Source organism: Cobetia sp. PS-4MA, assembly GCF_057670765.1.
In genome coordinates this window covers 2,306,147-2,324,223 of record NZ_CM173107.1, presented here as the reverse complement: position 1 = coordinate 2,324,223, position 18,077 = coordinate 2,306,147, and the positions used below count along the sequence as shown (strand labels likewise).

General features: G+C 49.7%; 14 protein-coding genes. All 14 read left to right on the top strand.

Going from position 1 to position 18,077, the window contains the following annotated elements:
- The first annotated feature begins 26 nt into the window (after window positions 1-26).
- The 14 genes from AC26AR_RS09870 (at window position 27) to AC26AR_RS09805 (ending at window position 17,887) form a co-directional block, all read left to right on the top strand.
- Window positions 27-1,112, top strand: a complete 1,086-nt coding sequence (locus AC26AR_RS09870) for a KpsE/RkpR family capsule polysaccharide export protein (RefSeq protein WP_488106897.1) — start codon at window positions 27-29, stop codon at window positions 1,110-1,112.
- A gap of 59 nt (window positions 1,113-1,171) precedes the next feature.
- Window positions 1,172-4,585, top strand: a complete 3,414-nt coding sequence (locus tag AC26AR_RS09865; RefSeq protein WP_488106896.1) for a glycosyltransferase — start codon at window positions 1,172-1,174, stop codon at window positions 4,583-4,585.
- On the top strand, window positions 4,575-5,444 hold the full coding sequence (locus tag AC26AR_RS09860) for a sulfotransferase (RefSeq protein WP_488106895.1): 870 nt from the start codon (window positions 4,575-4,577) through the stop codon (window positions 5,442-5,444). The genes AC26AR_RS09865 and AC26AR_RS09860 overlap by 11 nt, the downstream gene beginning before the upstream one ends.
- Complete coding sequence (locus AC26AR_RS09855) at window positions 5,437-6,309, top strand: hypothetical protein (RefSeq protein ID WP_488106894.1); 873 nt, start codon at window positions 5,437-5,439, stop codon at window positions 6,307-6,309. Before AC26AR_RS09860 ends, AC26AR_RS09855 begins: the two co-directional genes overlap by 8 nt.
- A complete protein-coding gene (locus AC26AR_RS09850) occupies window positions 6,306-7,121 on the top strand; it encodes a hypothetical protein (RefSeq protein ID WP_488106893.1) in 816 nt (271 codons plus the stop codon). Before AC26AR_RS09855 ends, AC26AR_RS09850 begins: the two co-directional genes overlap by 4 nt.
- Window positions 7,118-8,200, top strand: coding sequence for a dTDP-glucose 4,6-dehydratase (rfbB, locus tag AC26AR_RS09845; protein WP_488106892.1), 1,083 nt, complete (start codon window positions 7,118-7,120; stop codon window positions 8,198-8,200). The genes AC26AR_RS09850 and rfbB overlap by 4 nt, the downstream gene beginning before the upstream one ends.
- Before the next feature lie 2 nt (window positions 8,201-8,202).
- Window positions 8,203-9,096, top strand: coding sequence for a dTDP-4-dehydrorhamnose reductase (gene rfbD, locus AC26AR_RS09840; RefSeq protein WP_488106891.1), 894 nt, complete (start codon window positions 8,203-8,205; stop codon window positions 9,094-9,096).
- A gap of 109 nt (window positions 9,097-9,205) precedes the next feature.
- Window positions 9,206-10,096 (top strand): glucose-1-phosphate thymidylyltransferase RfbA, encoded by an 891-nt coding sequence (gene rfbA, locus AC26AR_RS09835; protein ID WP_488106890.1) that lies wholly within the window; start codon window positions 9,206-9,208, stop codon window positions 10,094-10,096.
- A 374-nt stretch (window positions 10,097-10,470) separates the two neighbouring features.
- Window positions 10,471-11,019, top strand: coding sequence for a dTDP-4-dehydrorhamnose 3,5-epimerase (gene rfbC, locus AC26AR_RS09830; RefSeq protein ID WP_488106889.1), 549 nt, complete (start codon window positions 10,471-10,473; stop codon window positions 11,017-11,019).
- Between the two features lie 96 nt (window positions 11,020-11,115).
- Window positions 11,116-12,510 (top strand): glycosyltransferase family 2 protein, encoded by a 1,395-nt coding sequence (locus AC26AR_RS09825; protein WP_488106888.1) that lies wholly within the window; start codon window positions 11,116-11,118, stop codon window positions 12,508-12,510.
- On the top strand, window positions 12,510-13,463 hold the full coding sequence (locus AC26AR_RS09820) for a sulfotransferase family 2 domain-containing protein (RefSeq protein ID WP_488106887.1): 954 nt from the start codon (window positions 12,510-12,512) through the stop codon (window positions 13,461-13,463). The genes AC26AR_RS09825 and AC26AR_RS09820 overlap by 1 nt, the downstream gene beginning before the upstream one ends.
- Window positions 13,460-15,739: a glycosyltransferase family 2 protein gene (locus AC26AR_RS09815; RefSeq protein ID WP_488106886.1), complete on the top strand. Its 2,280-nt coding sequence runs from the start codon at window positions 13,460-13,462 to the stop codon at window positions 15,737-15,739. The genes AC26AR_RS09820 and AC26AR_RS09815 overlap by 4 nt, the downstream gene beginning before the upstream one ends.
- A 61-nt stretch (window positions 15,740-15,800) precedes the next feature.
- Entirely contained in the window at window positions 15,801-16,853 is a 1,053-nt protein-coding gene (locus AC26AR_RS09810) for a phytanoyl-CoA dioxygenase family protein (RefSeq protein ID WP_488106885.1), read from the top strand.
- Entirely contained in the window at window positions 16,853-17,887 is a 1,035-nt protein-coding gene (locus tag AC26AR_RS09805; RefSeq protein ID WP_488106884.1) for a glycosyltransferase family protein, read from the top strand. The genes AC26AR_RS09810 and AC26AR_RS09805 overlap by 1 nt, the downstream gene beginning before the upstream one ends.
- Window positions 17,888-18,077 lie beyond the last annotated feature (190 nt).

Genomic DNA, 18,077 nt, shown 5'->3' with positions numbered 1-18,077 from the left:
AACGATAATAGTGACAAGGGTCTTACATGCTCAAATTGATGAAGCGTCAACCTCAATGGTTCGTCGCCATTTTCGCTATCATTCTGGTAGGGCTCTACTGGAGTTTGTGGGCGGATGATCGTTATGTTGCCAAGGCAACCGTAGTACTGGAAAGCCCTCAGGTCAGCGCGGCCAGCGAGGTAAGTTTCGGCTCGTTGCTCACTGGGGATAAAAGTGACGGCGATCTATTGCTGTTGCGTGAGTATCTGTTGAGCACTGATATGTTGAAGAAAGTCCAGCATGAACTGAACTTTCGACAGCATTATAGTAAAAATGGCGATTTCTTTGCTCGTTTGGGAGACAAGGACGCGCCAATTGAGCAACTGCACGATTACTATTTGAAGCGTGTAGCTGTAGAGATGGACGAGTATTCAGGTGTACTGAACATCAAGGTACAGGCATGGACACCTGAATTCGCACAACAGTTTGCCAAGTTGTTGTTGCTTGAAGGCGAATCACACATGAATGGTATGGGACAGCGTCTGGCGGAAGAGCAGGTGCAGTTCCTTGACAAGCAGGTCGCCTTGCTGGAGACGAACTTCCAGAAAACACGCCAAGCTTTGTTGGATTACCAGAATGAGAATGGCCTTGTCTCTCCAACACAAACTGTAGATAGCTTGAATATGGTAGTGTCAAGCTTGGAGGCTCAGTTAGCCTCTCTGAAAGCGCGCAAGAGTGCGCTGGCCAGTTATCAGAGTGCTCGTTCGAGTGACATGGTGCGTACGGAAAGTGAAATCCGTGCATTGAGAGATCAGATCGATAAAGAGCGCAAGCGTCTCGCACAGCAGTCGGGCAACTCTCTGAATGCTGTTTCAAGTCAGTACGAAACGCTGCAATTGCGTGCTGACTTCGCCAAGCAGACGTATTCCAATGCACTGGCAGCACTTGAGAATACTCGTATCGAGGCATCACGAAAGCTGAAGCAGGTGAGTGTCCTACAAAGCCCTCTTATGCCTGAATACCCCGAACAGCCGGAGCGACTCTATAACACAAGTATTTTCGCCATTGTTGTCATCTTCATGGCATTCATATTTAGCATGGTCATGTTGATCGTCAAAGATCATCGAGATTGATAATAAGGCTATAATTTACAATAGTAGTTATAGGGTAAGTAAATCATAGGGAATTTGAAATGCTACCACAGATAGGTAAAATATTGCTGGGTAAGAAACGCAAGAATGGAAGTATGCCGACTCCACAAGGAAAGGTGAGTAATACGAATTCCTCAGAAGCGTCGGCTGCATCTAACATTGAACTGGATACGAGTTTTTATAAATCACGTTATGTCGATTTAGCGTCGCTGACAGTTGAGCAGCTCGAAGAACATTGGTTAAAACATGGATTCAAGGAAGGCCGTTTTGCTTCAGCCAGCCATGAGGCTGGAAATGCCAAGCTTGTATTGGAGAAAGATTGGACAACTACACACATAACGCAAGAGTTCGCTTTTGATCCTGAGTTTTATGAAAGTCTATATCCTGATCTGGCGATAGCGGGTATTACGGATCCTATAGCTCTTGAGAAACACTATAATTCCTTTGGCAAGGAAGAAATGCGATATGGCTCGATAAGAGAATGGTTGAAGAGAAATAACTGTCCATTGGACTTCTCGCCAGAGGATATCCGGTTCTATGACATCTACGAATGCAATCTTAAAGTAGGGCTGGAAATCACTTCTCAGGAAGTCTTAAATTCTATTGCTGGACTTTACACAACGCCGGTCGCCTTTTTTAATAATGATGATCAGACCGCACGACATTACTTGATGATGGCAAAGCATTACTTGGCCATCGGCGAAAAAGAGAAGGCAACAAAGCAACTAGAAGCTAGTAACTGTTTTTACGCTTTATCGGGTGCACTCGAGCTACTGGGCAATATCTATCTTGATGAAGGACATAATCGTATTGCGCTCGGCTACTATAACGCGGCTAAAGCGCTCCCCAATCCGCCAAAGTGGCTGTTCTTCAATCGTGCGACCTGTCTTTCAAGGCTACAACAGTACGAAAAGGCATTGACTACTTTGGCTGAAGGGTTAGAAGTCTATGGTGACTTTACATTTCAGCAAGACAAGCTGGATGAGTTCGCGGAAGAAGCCTGGAATAATATTTTTCCAGCCCTCCTGAGCTACGTAGGGCAGGGGAATCGTGGTGAGCTAATCAAGGCTTGTGATGCATTCAGTGAGGTTGTCTACGATGCTTACTTACGCGCCAGCGGTGCCAGCAAGAACCCCGAGCGACTCCACTCTCTCAACCTTAACCGAATCTTGATAGTTGGCGATTATCACGTTGCACAATGTGAACGCTATCGTATCAATCAGAAGGTGGAGCAACTTGAGGCAGTAGGAAAAGAGGTCACTGCAATCAACTGGCTGGATCTTGAGCAACAGGCTCAGGCATTGGCGACTCACGATGTGGTCATCTTTTATCGTGTGCCTGCCATGCCCAAGGTACTCAAGGCCATGGCTCAGACCAATGCGGCCGGGAAGCTCAGTATCTATGAAATCGATGATCTGCTTTTTGATCCCGTCTATCCCCCTGCACTGGCAAGTTATGGTGGTTACGTTTCACTGGATACCTATCGGGAATTGACGCGTGGTATGGCCCTTTTCCATGCGGCTGCGCGTCAATGCCGTCTTGGACTGGCTTCGACAGAACCGCTTCGAGAGCGTTTAGCTGATCTGGTATTCGGTAACGAATGTTTATTGCACCGCAATGGCCTGGATAGCCTTAATGAATTCAGCCAGCCTCAGGACTCTCCCAAACAGACGTTGGATATTTTCTACGGCAGCGGTACACAGGCACATAATCAGGATTTCATCGACCTGGCACTGCCTGCGATAGAAAAATTGTTGAAGCGCCATGCTCATTTGCGTCTTGTTGTCGTAGGTTATCTAAAATTACCAAAGACATTTACAGAGCGCTTTGCCAAGCAATTATCCATGATTCCACCTTTGAAAAGTGTGCAGGGATATTGGTCATTACTTCGCCGTGCAGACATCAACTTGGCTGTTCTACATGATGACGTCATCAATGAGTGCAAGTCAGAGCTGAAATGGTTTGAAGCGGCATGTCATGGCGTACCATCAGTCGTCAGTAGTACCCGCAACTATCGTGATGTCATTCGTGATGGAAAAGATGCCTTCCTGGCTGTTACGGCGGATGATTGGGAAAAAGCCATTACACGTCTTGTGGAAAGCAAGGAACTACGCAAATCAATGGGACAAGCGGCGCAAGAGCGCACGCGTAAAGCGTATTCCTTGGAAATACTGGGCACTCAGCTCGTATCCAATATTGAAGCCTATGCCAATGGATTGATGGATAGAGCGCACTGCGAGCGTGGTGAAGAAGGCACGTCAAAGTTGGTAAGGAAGCGCCGCAAGATCGCACTTGTCAATGTATTTTTCCCACCACAATCCATTGGGGGGGCGACTCGCGTACTGGATGATAACTTCAAAGCATTACGTAAGCTTTATGATGATGACTTTGAACTGGTTATCTTCACCGCTGATAGTGAATGCCGTATCCCGCATCAGTTGTCTATCTATCGTCATGATGGGGTACGCGTATATCGTACGGCGACTCTCTGGCGTGAGAATATGGATTGGCATGCCAAGGATGAGCGCATGTACGAGATATTCACTGAATTTCTCGCATGCGAACAGCCAGATATGGTGCACTTCCACTGTGTACAACGGTTGACAGGTTCCGTTGTGGAGGCTGCCCGAGATGCAAAAGTGCCTTATATCGTCACGGCACATGATGCATGGTGGATTTCAGACTTCCAGTTCCTGGTGGACCACACTGGGACGGTATATCCTGAGGGGCACCCTGATCCCTTTGACCCAATTCAACTTCCTCCTAGTATCACCCAGGAAGCATCTGTTGAGCGGAAACTATACCTCAAAGGGTTATTGAATAGCGCCCATAAGGTATTGACGGTCTCGGATGCATTCGCGAATATCTATCGCAAGAATGATATTCTGGATATAGAAGTTACTCCCAATGGAATCTCTGATGACTTGCCCTGGGCACCCAAGGATACCTCCTACACGAAACGAGTTGTTGGTGGGCACGTAGGCGGTATGGCGGAACACAAGGGCTATTACCTTCTAAAGCAAGCGGTCATGGAAGCCCAGCCTGACAATATGGAATTTCTGGTGGTGGATCACTCCAAGGAAGAGGGACACGTATCCCGCCAATACTGGGGCAATGTACCAGTTAGATTCATCGGTCGCGCTAGTCAGAGTAAGGTCGTTGATATTTACCGACAGATCGATGTGTTGTTCGCGCCCTCTACTTGGCCAGAAAGTTTTGGATTGGTAACTAGAGAGGCTGCTGCATGTGGTTGTTTTGTTATTGCATCTAATCTCGGAGGTGTAAGCGACAACTTGGATAAAAGTAATGGGGTTATAATCTCTCCTTCTGTTGAAAATCTTATTTCTTCAATAAAAAATGTAAGTCTAAAGCTTAAAAGATTATATCCTTCACCGTGTATGCTAATGTCTTCCGATCAAGTTTCTCTACTAGCTGAGGTTTACCGTGGAAAATAAATATGTAATTGGTATGGGGTCTCAAAGAGCAGGTTCCACTTTATTGTATAGGTTACTTGATGAAGCATCTTCTATATATATGCATCCGATTAAGGAATTACACTATTTTGATACTAAATCTGGTATTAGGCATAATGATGTCTTATTTAACTTTTCCCAGAATAATCTAGATAGAGAAATACTAAGGATTGTTAATTCTAATGACTTACAGTTTATTGACAAGAGGTACAAAAACTACTTGAGGGCATTGAATCTATTGTCATCAAGGGCAATTGAAAGCTTGAACTACGTCGATTTATTTAGGCCCTGCGTTATGGGTAATGTGCTTGGCGAAGTCACTCCCGAATATATGCTTTTGACAGTAGAACAATTAACAGAAATTAGATCTACTTTAGTGAATGTTAAGCCAGTAATCTGCTGCAGAAACCCTGTTGATAGATTTATATCGGCATATAAGTTGCTTAAAACTTATGGTAAGGAAGGAAGCACATTTGATACTGATTTTGCTAGCAAAGAAATAATGAATTTAATTGAAGAAAATGGTACTTGGTCAAGACATCAGTATTTGTTCAATAACTATGAGCTTGCAATTAAAAATATAATTTCAGTTTTCGGAGAGGTTTTTGTTATTAAGTTTGAGGATATAATAAATCCTTCGCGCACATTTACCGATAAGTTGTCAGAATATCTAGATACAGAAGTATCTCATAGTAAAGCTAAGGATATTACAGCTAATAAAGTAAATTCGTTAGGAGAAATGGCTTTGCTAACTCCAGAAGTTCATGAGTACTTGCAGCATGAGTTTGATCTCTACTCACAGTATTATGAAAAATTAACATCAGGTGTTATGTATGAGTAAGAATATTGTCTACACTTTATCTAGTGATAGTAATTCTAGATATTTCAATCTTTTCCTTTTTCTAGAAAGTATAAGGCGCATAGGAGATGTTGATCTGAGGGTAATTCCGTTTGATGATAATTTGGAGATAACTAGGCAGTTATGTAAAGCTTATTCTGTACCTATAGTTGATATAGATCCTTTTTGGGATAAATTAGGTCTATCTATATTTAAAAATGAAGAGTATAGACCTGGTGTGCCTTCATGGAGGCTTTTCAGGAAATTCAACGCCTTAAATTCATCTAAGGATATTGTTACGTTTATAGATGCAAATTCTGTATTACTAAATAGTCTCGATCCAATAGTTTCTACTATATGTAATGGTGAGTTTATAGTTAGTCATGAATCATTAAAAAGAAGAAACTTTAAACCTTGGATGAAAAATTTGTTAAACTATATTAATCCATCAATAGGTGAGGGGTATGGAGCAGCTATGTGGACTGCACATTCTAATGTTATTACAAAAGATCAGGCTATGGTATTTCTAGACTGTCCTGGTTTACGATCTGCTTTAGGTCCTGCCCCAGAGCAATCTTTTATGAATTTGATGTTAGCACTGAACAATATTAAAGTTTCGAAAATCCGAACGAAAATTCCTAGTATACTGCCTATAGTTTCTGCTGAAAACTACGATAATAACAACTCTGATAATCATGATATTATTTTGTTAAAATGGTCCGGCAAGCATAATGTTAACTTTAAAACACTACCGCTCCCACCTTTGGTTAGTAAGCTTCATTTATCTGGAATTACATATCTATCAAAACAAAGTGTCTCCGATACTATAATATCTAAATTAACTAGTGGTGTAGGAGAAGTGTTATGAAAAAAGTTATTGTTCACGTAGGTGCTCATAAGACTGCAAGTACTACGATACAAAATTTCATCTCCTTAAATAAGTCAATTGTTGATGATAATGTTTTTCTATGTCATAGAGAGAATGAAATTGGTAAAAAACTAAAGCATAGCTTGTTTGAATCTATAAGAAAAAATGATTTTATGATCTTCAAAGAGTGCTTGACGTTTATAAAGACGCAATCTTTGAATAGCAAATGTGATCGTATTTTATTTACTGATGAGGCTTTGCTTGGTTTTCATATAGGTCAGTTCTCAGAAAACGATTTTTATCCGTATGCATCTAATATGGCATTTGCTTTCTCGGAGGTCTTTGATTGTGAAGTTGAATTTCTCTTAGTAACAAGGGATAGATTCTCTTGGCTTCTTAGTCTATATAATCAATCTAAGAAAGAGTGCGATTATAAAGGATCTCTTGAAGGCTTTATGGTTAATATTGACTTGCAGTCTGTTAGCTGGATAAAGCTCTCCGACGAGTTGTGTAAGCATGGTGCTACTATTTCTATTTTCGATATATCAAAACTTGAGTCTCAGAATGGAATTTATAATTATCTAGCCGAAAATATATTGAATGATTATAGTTTTAAGATGCCGCCATCTAAAAATCAGTCACTAGGTGAAAATGCTTTAAGTTTTATTTCTGAAAATATTTATCGATGTAAAGGTGATATGAAGAAGAAGCAGAAGCTGATAAATTTCGCAAGAGAATTTTACATAGATAATGATCGTAAGGTTACTTATACTGAAAACCTTGAGAAAAACGTAAAGAGGCTATTAGGATGAGTGAATTGACTATTCTTATCACCGGCGGAGCTGGTTTTATTGGCTCTGCGGTCATCCGTGAGCTGATTAGCTCCACTCAATATACTGTCATCAACCTGGATGCGTTGACTTACGCCGGAAATCTCGAGTCTCTGGCGGATGTCACGGATTCCGAGCGTTATTACTTTGTGCAAGCTGATATCTGCGATGGCGAGAAGATGAATGCCGTCTTCGCGGAATTCCAGCCGGATATCGTGATGCACCTGGCGGCCGAGAGTCATGTGGATCGCTCCATCGATGGTCCGGCAGATTTCATCGAGACCAACATTGTCGGTACTTATCAGCTGCTGGAAGCGGCACGTCATTATTGGAAGGGCTTGAAGAAGACTGATGCCGAGAAGGCCGCTGGCTTCCGCTTCCATCACATCTCCACCGATGAGGTGTATGGCGATTTGGAAGGGCCGGAAGATCTCTTCACCGAGACGACCCCCTATGCGCCGAGTTCACCGTACTCTGCCAGCAAGGCGAGTTCGGATCACCTCGTGCGTGCCTGGCAGCGTACCTATGGCCTGCCGACGTTGGTGACCAACTGCTCCAACAATTATGGTCCGTACCACTTCCCCGAGAAGCTCATCCCGCTGATGATTCTGAATGCTCTGGCGGGCAAGGCGCTGCCGGTGTATGGCGATGGCAAGCAAGTTCGTGACTGGCTGTACGTGGAAGATCATGCCCGTGCGCTGATCAAGGTTGCCACCGAAGGGAAGATCGCCGAGACGTATAACATTGGCGGCCATAACGAGAAGCAGAACATCGAAGTTGTTAAGACACTCTGTGCACTGCTGGAAGAGCTGGTACCCGAGAAGCCCGCTGGCATTGCCAAGTATGAAGACCTCATCAGCTACGTGACGGATCGCCCCGGCCACGATGTGCGCTATGCCATCGATGCCGCCAAGATCGAACGCGAGCTGGGCTGGGTGCCGCAGGAAACCTTCGAGACAGGCCTGTGCAAGACGGTCGAGTGGTATCTGGCCAATGAGAGCTGGTGGCAGCGTGTGCAGGATGGCAGCTACCGTGGTGAACGCCTGGGTACCGGGGGCTGATGATGACGACTTCCCATCGCTTTGGTCGCGTTCTGATTCTGGGTGGCAATGGCCAGGTCGGCTTTGAATTGCAACGCAGTTTCGCTCCCTTCGGTGAGGTGTATGCTCCGCGCCGTAGCGACGTCGATGCCAGTGATCTTGACGCTGTCGCCGCATTGATTGACACCTGGCAGCCCCAGTTGATCCTCAATGCAGCGGCCTGGACGGCCGTCGACAAGGCAGAAGAGGAGCGCGAGGGCGCCATGCGTCTCAATGCCGAACTGCCGGCATTGCTGGCAGAAAAGGCCGGCGCACTGGGCGCGACACTGGTGCATTACTCCTCGGACTATGTCTATCCCGGAGATGGTGACCAGGCCTGGCGTGAAGATAGCCCGACGGCGCCGCTGTCAGTCTATGGGGAAAGCAAGCTGGCAGGCGATGAAGCGGTACTGGCCAGTGACTGCCGTCATCTGGTGTTCCGTACAAGTTGGGTTTATGCCGCACGCGGTAACAACTTCATGAAGACGATGCTCAAGCTGGGGCGCGAACGTGACAGCCTCAATATCGTCAATGACCAGATCGGCGCACCGACACCGGCGCGTCTGATCGCGCAGCTTACCTGTGAGGCACTGCGTCAGCAGATAGACAGTGGCCTGTATCACCTGGCCCCGCAGGGCACCACCAGCTGGCATGGTTTCGCCCAGTCCATCTTCCGTCAGGCCACCGAGCAGGGTGAAACCCTGACGATCGACCCAAAGACGCTGGGTGGCATCCCGACGGCAGATTACCCGACGCCTGCGACACGCCCCCTGAATTCGCGGCTTGCACTCGAAAAGCTGGAGTCCGCGCTGGGCCTTAGGCTGCCGGACTGGCAGTCTCAGCTGGCCTTGACGCTTCATGAGCATCTGGATCGCTGAGGCTGGAACGTCTGCAATACTGCTGGATCATATTCAGTGTGTGGCAACTCGCGGCACCTGATCTTCTCTGAATAGAATGCTACACGTCGATACGACAAGGACTTTTGATATGGCGCGCAAGGGTATTATTCTCGCCGGTGGTTCCGGTACACGTCTGCATCCGATCACTCGCGGTGTTTCCAAGCAGCTGCTGCCGATCTATGACAAGCCGATGATCTTCTATCCGGTCTCTGTCCTGATGCTGGCCGGTATCCGTGAGATCCTGATCATCTCCACCCCGGAAGACCTGCCGCAATATGAAAAGCTGCTGGGCAATGGTGAGCAGTACGGCGTGCGCTTAGAATATGCCGTGCAGCCAAGCCCGGATGGCCTGGCTCAGGCCTTCATCATCGGTGAGGAATTCATCGGTGATGATCCGGTCTGCCTGGTGCTGGGTGACAATATATTCCACGGTCAGCACTTCTCAGATCAGTTGAAGCGTGCGGCGGACCAGCCGAGCGGCGCGACGGTCTTCGGCTATCTGGTGCAGGACCCGGAGCGCTTCGGTGTCGTGGAGTTCGATGAATCCGGCAAGGCGATGTCCATCGAGGAGAAGCCGCTGAAGCCCAAGTCACCGTATGCCGTGACTGGCCTCTACTTCTACGACAATGATGTGGTCGAGATCGCCAAGTCCGTCGAGCCGTCCGAGCGTGGCGAGCTGGAAATCACCAGCATCAACAATGCCTATCTGGAACGTGGTGACCTGCGTGTCGAGCGCCTGGGTCGTGGCTTCGCCTGGCTGGATACCGGCACCCATGACAGCCTGTTGGAAGCTGGCCAGTACGTGCAGACCATCGAGCACCGTCAGGGCTTGAAGGTGGCGTGCCTGGAAGAGATTTCCTGGGCCAATGGCTGGATCACCGACGAGCAGCTTGAGGAGCAGGGCACGGCACTCAAGAAGACCGGTTACGGCCAGTACCTGCTCAAGCGTCTGGATGACAAACGCCGCGGCAATCAGTGATACGGCGATCGATGACACGGCCTGCAATGACATGTCCTGCAATGAAAGTTCATGATGAGCTGTATCATGCCTTTGGTACGAATTGGCTAAAGGCAATGCTAATGTAGTCCGATCCCGCAGTCGTCCCGACCATGACGACGACTGCGGGAATTTTTATGGCAGGCGGCCATGGCTTCCCTGGCGAGCAGTGATGTGGCGGTAAGATACGTACTCTTCACGCTGTATCGTGCGAGGCAACGCCGTCAGTGATGCTGCTGTCATCGGCAAGGCCGCTTGACGAGATAAGGCCTGGCAAGAGGTGGCTTGACGAGAAGAGACGTTGAGACATCTGGCTGCCAACGCTATTTCTGTCCCCGACAAGGAGCAATTCCCGCATGAATTTTGAAAAACTCGCCATCCCGGATGTCGTGCTGCTGACCCCGAAGAAATTCGGTGATGAGCGCGGTTTCTTCATGGAAACCTTCCGTCAGAGCGAATTCGTCGAACACTGCGGTGATTACACCTTCGTGCAGGACAACCACAGCAAGTCCCGCCAAGGCATCCTGCGCGGCTTGCATTACCAGTTGAATCAGCCGCAGGGCAAGCTGGTACGTGTCACACAGGGCGAAGTCTTCGATGTGGCCGTCGATATGCGCAAGAGCAGTCCGACATTCGGTCAGTGGGTAGGTGCACACCTGAGCGAAGACAATCAACAGATGTTGTGGGTGCCGCCGGGATTCGCTCATGGTTTCTATGTCATCAGCGAATCTGCTGAATTCCAGTACAAGTGCACGGATTATTATGCACCAGGCGATGAATATTCTCTGAAATGGGATGATCCCAGCGTGGGTGTCGAGTGGCCGCTGGTGAATGGCGAAGCGCCGCAGCTGTCGGGTAAGGATGAAGACGGTGAACATTTCGATGCGGCCGCCGTTTTTGCTTGAAGCACTGAGTATAGACTGCGTAGGTACGTTTGATGCCTCACTCCTGAAGGGGGTGAGGCGCTTTTGTTTGTAGCTGATTTCGATGAGAGTAGGTTTATGAAGATCAAGGTCGTAGCCATAGCGAAAGATGAAGCGGCCTATCTACCAGAATGGTGCTTTCATCATCTATATTTTGGATTTGATGCTTGCGAAGTATGGCTAAACAATATTTCTGATAACTCTGTTGCTGTATGCGAGGCACTGGAAATTCATACCCAGAAAAGGTTCAGTTGGGTGGAGGCGGATGACCTCTTGGTCTCATGCAATCGCAAAGGAAGGAATTTTCAGACGGAAGCCTACAATGCTGCTTTTGGTCAGGCGCGTCGTCAGGGCTTCAGCCATGTACTCTTTATTGATCTCGATGAGCTCTGGACTCCCCACGATTTTCAGACCTCAATTCATGAATATCTCACTAAAAAAGAAATGGAACAGGCTGATGTAGTAGCTTTTAACTGGGCGATCGATACTCCGCATCATTTAAGGTCTGCCTTCGCTCGTCCCTTTTCTGATTTGATGTGGATGCATAATAATCGGCATGTAAAAAGTCTTGTCAATACTTCTGCCAAGGTAGATAGAATCAATATTCATACCGCCAAAGTAAAAGGTGGTGATAGTTATTATCTCGCCGATGGACGACCATTCAAGTTATTGGAAGATGATCAACATGAACGTTCACTATTAAGCAGGCAACAGTTTGAAGTGAGAGAGAAGCGGCTTGCAGGAGCTTTCATCTATCATCGTATCTATCGCTCTCAGCATGAATATCTCTCATCGCTTGATAAAGGGCGTCGACATGCTTCCAATGATACTCGACCTCTGAAGCTGAATCGTCTTGGGTATCGGCCTGATCCAAAGTCCACGAAAGCGAAGCGTTATAATATAGATCAGCAGCTCATCAACGCCTATGAGGCAGCCTGGTCAAATTTTATGACCCCAGACTTGCTATCACTGCAGGTCGCCTCACGTGTTTTCGTGACTGACCGTTATGAGGCGGTACTTTCCAAGCTGGAAAGTGATGACTGTCATCTTTTTGCCCGCTATCAAGGGCTATTCCACTCAGTCACGGACAAAGGCATACAGCGACTACGTCGAAAGCTAAATTGGGGGCCTAAGCCTGCAAGTATCAACTATGTACTCGTCAATAATATCTCATTGATCAATGATGAAATAGTTCTCGAGGGATATGGCTTCAATATCCATACACAAAAAATGATTACTGATGCAACACTGCTTTCCTCCTCGGGGCGTGAATATTCGCTATCCGTTTCAACCAGTTCATCGGACCTTGCAAGTGAAGCTTTTGAGCGGGCACCTGCAGGCTGTGGTTTCATATTTCGATCTGACGTGAAGTGGGAAGGTGAGATTGAATCCTTGAAAGTCACTATTGGGGGACATGACTATATGGTGCCTCTGGATATGCTCCCTTCCATTCCTGTCATGGAAGATAATTGATGTTATTCGTACATATTCCCAAGACTGCTGGTACCAGCTTCCGAGAGAGTATTGAAGATGTAGTCGCCTCTCGGTCTCGTCGTTTCCGAAAGGTCGAGCGAGATTATGGGGCCGGTGCTGGAGTCACTACTGCTGCTGTCAAGGAAGCCACTTATGGTCTCAAGGATGTCAGCCGTCTGATCATCAAGTCACCAGATATCACCTTCATGACGGGACATTATTCTATCATGCGATACTTGCCTCATTATGGCATTGGTAGAGTTTGCACCTTTGTGCGAGACCCTGTGTCTCGCGTCGTTTCCGAATATCTACATGCCCGTCGTCACCATGGTGCCACTGATGATTTCGAGGCGTTCTATCGCCAGCCAAACATGCAAAACCGCCAATGGAAACTCCTCGCAGGGCAACCTTTGGGGTGTATGGGAGCCGTTGGCATTACGGAGCGATATGAAGAGTCATTGCAAGTCATCAATGCTCGGTTTGATTTGCGGCTGGAGACGCGTACCGCCAATGCCAATTCTGCTACGCGAGATGAATATAAGGACTTGATCAATCTTCATCGTGAGTCAATTGAGAAAATAAACAAGCAAGATCTACATCTTTATCGTCAAGCGAACATATTGCTGGATAGTCGATTGAAGGTTCTGGCGATGGGGGAAGCTCCATTGGCTTATCGTACAGACAAGCACCCGCATGCCATCAGTGGATATGCCTGGTGGCCAGATTCTGATGATATGGTAGAGCTGGAAGTCTGTCGTACCGACGCCGAAGGCAGATATGCTATGGCGATGGACGGTATCCTGGCCAAGGAGTTTTCGGTTGATGCGCATGGATTGGGAGCTCCCAGAAAAGGTTACGTGGGATTCAGGTTCGGAACAGGGCATCTCAAGCCGGGGCAATACTGTTTGAGAGAAGTGACAAGTCTTCAGATAGTACTTGATTTCAAGCAATGAACAAATTGGTGGTGTCTATCTTGTCATTCTTCTATTCCAGATTTGAGCGTTGTTGGGAATCATTGTTTTCCATCCGCCAGCAGCCTGATTTCGATCAATATCGTGACATCACTCCTGACCCGGATTCTGGTGGTCTATTGTCCGTGTCTGATGACCCTCAAGTGATATTGCATTCAAGAGCCTGGCTCCCAGGTTGGTACATGCTGGAAGCGACGGTGCTACATGCGACCGCTGCGAGAGAGTCAAGACTGTATCTGAATGAGGGAAACGGATACTCCATTGAAAATAGTGTCTCATTGCCTATCAAGAATGGCCGGATTTCCAAACGCATCATCCATATCGGCAAAAGTGGTACGCGGTTGAGGTTTGATCCTGTCGACGCTCCAGGAAGCTTCAGAGTGGAGCATCTGCGCCTGATCTTGCTTACCCCCGGCTTTGCTCGGGATCGTATCCGAAAGCGTGTCGTGCGGCTGCATCATGACTTCAGAGGAATGTCTCTCGAAGACACGGTGAATCAACTTGCTACGCAGTATCACGCTCATGGCTATCAGACCTCTGAAGAATGGTTGATGGCCTGTTATGCCGATACCTTCCACAATCGTCGTGGCCAAGGGGATTATCAGGCCTGGATCGCAACGAATGAGGCACCTGTAGAAGAGAGGCCTTTGGCTCGTGAGCCACTCATTTCCATTCTGGTGCCTGTCTACCGGCCTGAGCTCGAGAACTTCCGTGCCTGCATGGATTCCGTACTGGCACAGAGTTATCGCAACCTTGAGATTTGCCTGGTAGACGATGCCTCCGGAGATGAAGAGTTGACTCGAACTCTTGAAGAATACCGGGTGCGCGATGAACGGGTTCGAGTCGCCGCTCATGATCGCAATCAACATATCTCTCATGCCAGCAACACGGCTCTGGGAATGGCGACAGGAGATTTCGTCGCGCTGCTTGACCATGATGACGTCCTTTCACCTCAAGCGCTGTATTTCGTGGCACTGGCCATCAACGAGGCACCTGAGGCCTTGGTGTTCTATTCCGATGAAGACAAGCTGGATGAGCGGGGCCGACGCCATGACCCTCACTTCAAGAGCGGTTGGAACCCTGACTTGTTGCTATCTCAGAATTACTTGTCTCACCTGGGAGTGTATTCGACGCCATTGGTGCGGAAAGTCGGCGGTTTTCGGGCTGGGTATGAGGGAAGTCAGGACCATGATCTCGCATTGCGGGTAACGAATGGCCTGTCCGCAGCGCAGGTTGTTCACATCCCCAGGGTGCTTTATCACTGGCGTGCCGGTAAAGGGTCTACCGCGTTGGATAGCGGGGCGAAGGAATATACCAGTCAAGCGGGACTCAAGGCCGTGCGTGATCACCTGGCACAGGCCTCGTTACCCGCGTCTGTCACTTCCGGAAGCCTGCCTAATACCTACCGCGTCACGTGGCCTGTGAGAGAGCGGCCTCTTGTCAGCTTGATAGTGCCGACCCGCGATGGTGTGGATATCCTCAAGCCGTGCGTCGAGGCCTTGTTGGAGAGAACATCCTATACACATTTCGAGCTTTTGATATTGGACAACGAATCCACTTGCAAGAAGACCTTGTCCTTCATGCAGGAAGTCAGTCAGCGTGACTCACGGGTGAGAGTGCTGCAGTGGAATCATCCTTTCAATTATTCTGCCATCAATAACTTTGGCGTGAGCGAGTCTCGTGGCGAGATCATCGGGCTGATCAACAACGATATCGAGCCCATCAATGCCGATTGGCTGGATGAGATGGTGGGGCAAGTACAGCGTGAAGAGATTGGCTGTGTCGGCGCCAAGCTATATTACCCCAACAATACCGTTCAACATGCCGGAGTGATTCTTGGTATCGGCGGTGTCGCCGGCCACGCTCACAAGTATTTTCATAGATCGGAAGCCGGTTACTTCTCCCGGTTGATGCTGACGCAGAACCTGAGTGCCGTCACGGCAGCCTGTCTGTTGGTCAGGCGCGAGGTCTTCGAGGCTGTTGGCGGACTCAATGAAGAGCATCTTGCTGTTGCCTTCAATGACGTCGATTTCTGCTTGAAGGTGAGAGAGGCTGGCTACCGTAACCTCTGGACACCTTACGCGGAACTGTATCATCACGAGTCAGTCTCTCGCGGTCAGGATGACAACCCCGAAAAACAGGCACGGGCACAGCGAGAAGTCTCTTACATGCTGGACAATTGGGGCGCTCAGCTGACGACGGATCCTTACTACAACCCCAACCTGACTCTCGTCCACGAAGACTTTTCGTTACGCTGAGCAGAGTGCCGTGCCGCCATGCCTGTAGTTGCCTATTGAACATCGTCTCGCAAGGAACGCCATGTCCTGTTCACGATTTCTGCTCAAGGCTCCCCTGTGGGGTCTTGCGCTTTTCACCGGTGCCAAGTCCTTCATCGCCAATCCGCTGATCGGGAGTGAGCGTCTGAATCGCCGCGGACTGCACGTCTGGCGAGTGAAGGCGGCGTCTCGGATCATGCGCTGGCGCATGGCCATGTTGAGTCGAGGCGTGCCGAGAGCGGAGCGTGAAGCCTATCTGCGTGATGGCTACTTGCTCAAGCAGAACTTCCTGTCGCCAGAGCTGTTCGCGCGGCTCAAGGCAGAGCTTGAAACCGTGCATGATCACGGCCCCGGTGAGGTACGTGAGTGTTGTCAGGGTGATACCCGCACGCATCGCGTATTGCTGGACCCGGAGACCCTGAGCGAGCTGCCGGTGGCTAAGCAAGTGCTGGCTGACCCACAGCTCAAGCGTCTGCTGCGTTTCTGCGCTGGCCATCGTCGCCTGCCCATCGTGCATCTCGAGAAGGTGTTCAATGGCGCTCGCGAAAGTGATGAGGCTGACCCGCAGAAGTTCCTGCACGTGGATACCTTCCAGCCGACCATGAAGTTCTGGCTTTACCTGGAGGAGGTGAGCGAGCGCAACGGGCCTTTCATGTTCGTGCCTCAGTCTACGCAGTTGAACAAGGGCCGTCTGGATTGGGAGTATCACATGAGCCTGACGGCGCGTGAGCATGTCAATCGCTATACCCAGCGAGGGTCCTTCCGGGTCGAGGAAGGCGCACTGGCTCGCTTCGGCCTCAATGCGCCCACGCTGTTCAAGGTGCCTGCCAACACGCTGCTGATCGCGGATACCTTCGGTATGCACGGCCGTGGCCCTGCCGAGGCGGGCAGTTCGCGTCTGGCGCTGTGGGGAATGAGTCGCACGACACCCTTCCTGCCGTTGCCGGGGCTGGGCGGCGAATGGCTCAATCGCCTGCAGTATCGTGTGCTCAAGGCAGAGCGGGCGCGGGATGACAAGCGTGCCGCAGCGCGTGGTGTCGAGTCGTCCTGGCATGTCGTGACACGTGACTCCTCGCGTTCGCAGGCCCCGTCCTGATGTCGGCTGAAGCTTCACCCTTGGCAGGTGTGCGGTGGGTCGTTCTCAGCGATGGTGCTCGACCCACCGAAGATATCTACTTTCTTGAGTCGGCCGCACCTGCTCTTCGCCAGCAGGGGGCCATCGTCGAGCGTTTCGATACACGCCGCTACCACCTGCCGACGCGATGGGCATCGCGGCGCCTGGCGGGCGCCAATCTGCTGATCGTGCGCTCTTTGGGCGAGCGCTGGGTGCGTCTGCTCGAACGTCATCGTGATCGCTTCGGGCGTATCGTCTATCTGATCGACGATGATCTTGGCGCCGTGACCCGTACCGCTGGATTGCCTGCCGCCTATGTCGCTCGTTTGAGCGGCTTGGCGATGCGTCAGCCCGCACTGCTTGCGCTCGCGGATGAGGTAGTGGCCTGTTGTGAGGCGCTGGTGGCCCAGCTTGGGCGAGAGCATGCCAATGTCTCGTTGCTGACACCGCCAATGCTGACGCCGGAAACTGAGCTGGCCGATTTCACTCAGTCTGACTGGACCATCGGCTACCACGGTACCCGTGCGCATCGTGATGATATCGCGCACCTAGCGCCGGCACTCACGCCAGTGATGGCAGCACATCCCCAGGCACGCCTCGAGATCATGATGGGGCGGCACGTGCCGGAATCATTATCCGGTATTGCACGGCTGGAGGCCCCGGACGCGCTGCCTTGGAAGGCCTTTCAACAGTACCAGGCGACACGCCGCATCCAGATCGGGCTCGCACCGCTTCTGGAGACGCCGTTCAATCGCGGCAAGTCATGGATCAAGTTTCTTGATATCGCCGCGATGGGCGGTGTGGGTATCTATAGTCGTCGGGCGCCGTATGACGGAATCGTCGAGCATGGCGTCGATGGGCTCTTTGTGGGGGACGACCCCAGCGAGTGGCGGGCAGCGCTGGAGCAATTGCTGGCTGACCCAGCCGCTACGCAGGCCATGGCAGAGCGGGCATTGCAGAAAGCCCGAGATATTGGCGCTGTAGAGGCGTGTACGAACTTCTGGCGTTCGCGATGACTTCAGCGAGATGATCCCAACCCCCAAGGCCCGCAGCTAACCCTGCGGGCCTTGTCGTTTCGGGACTTGGGCCGTCCAATCGGGCGCTGCCAGCGGCGATTTGGTGTCCAACGAAGGTAACACGTTGATTACATCCGCTACACACCAGCAAAATTTGAGTGGTGTGATGCCCAGAAATCATTAAGCTCAA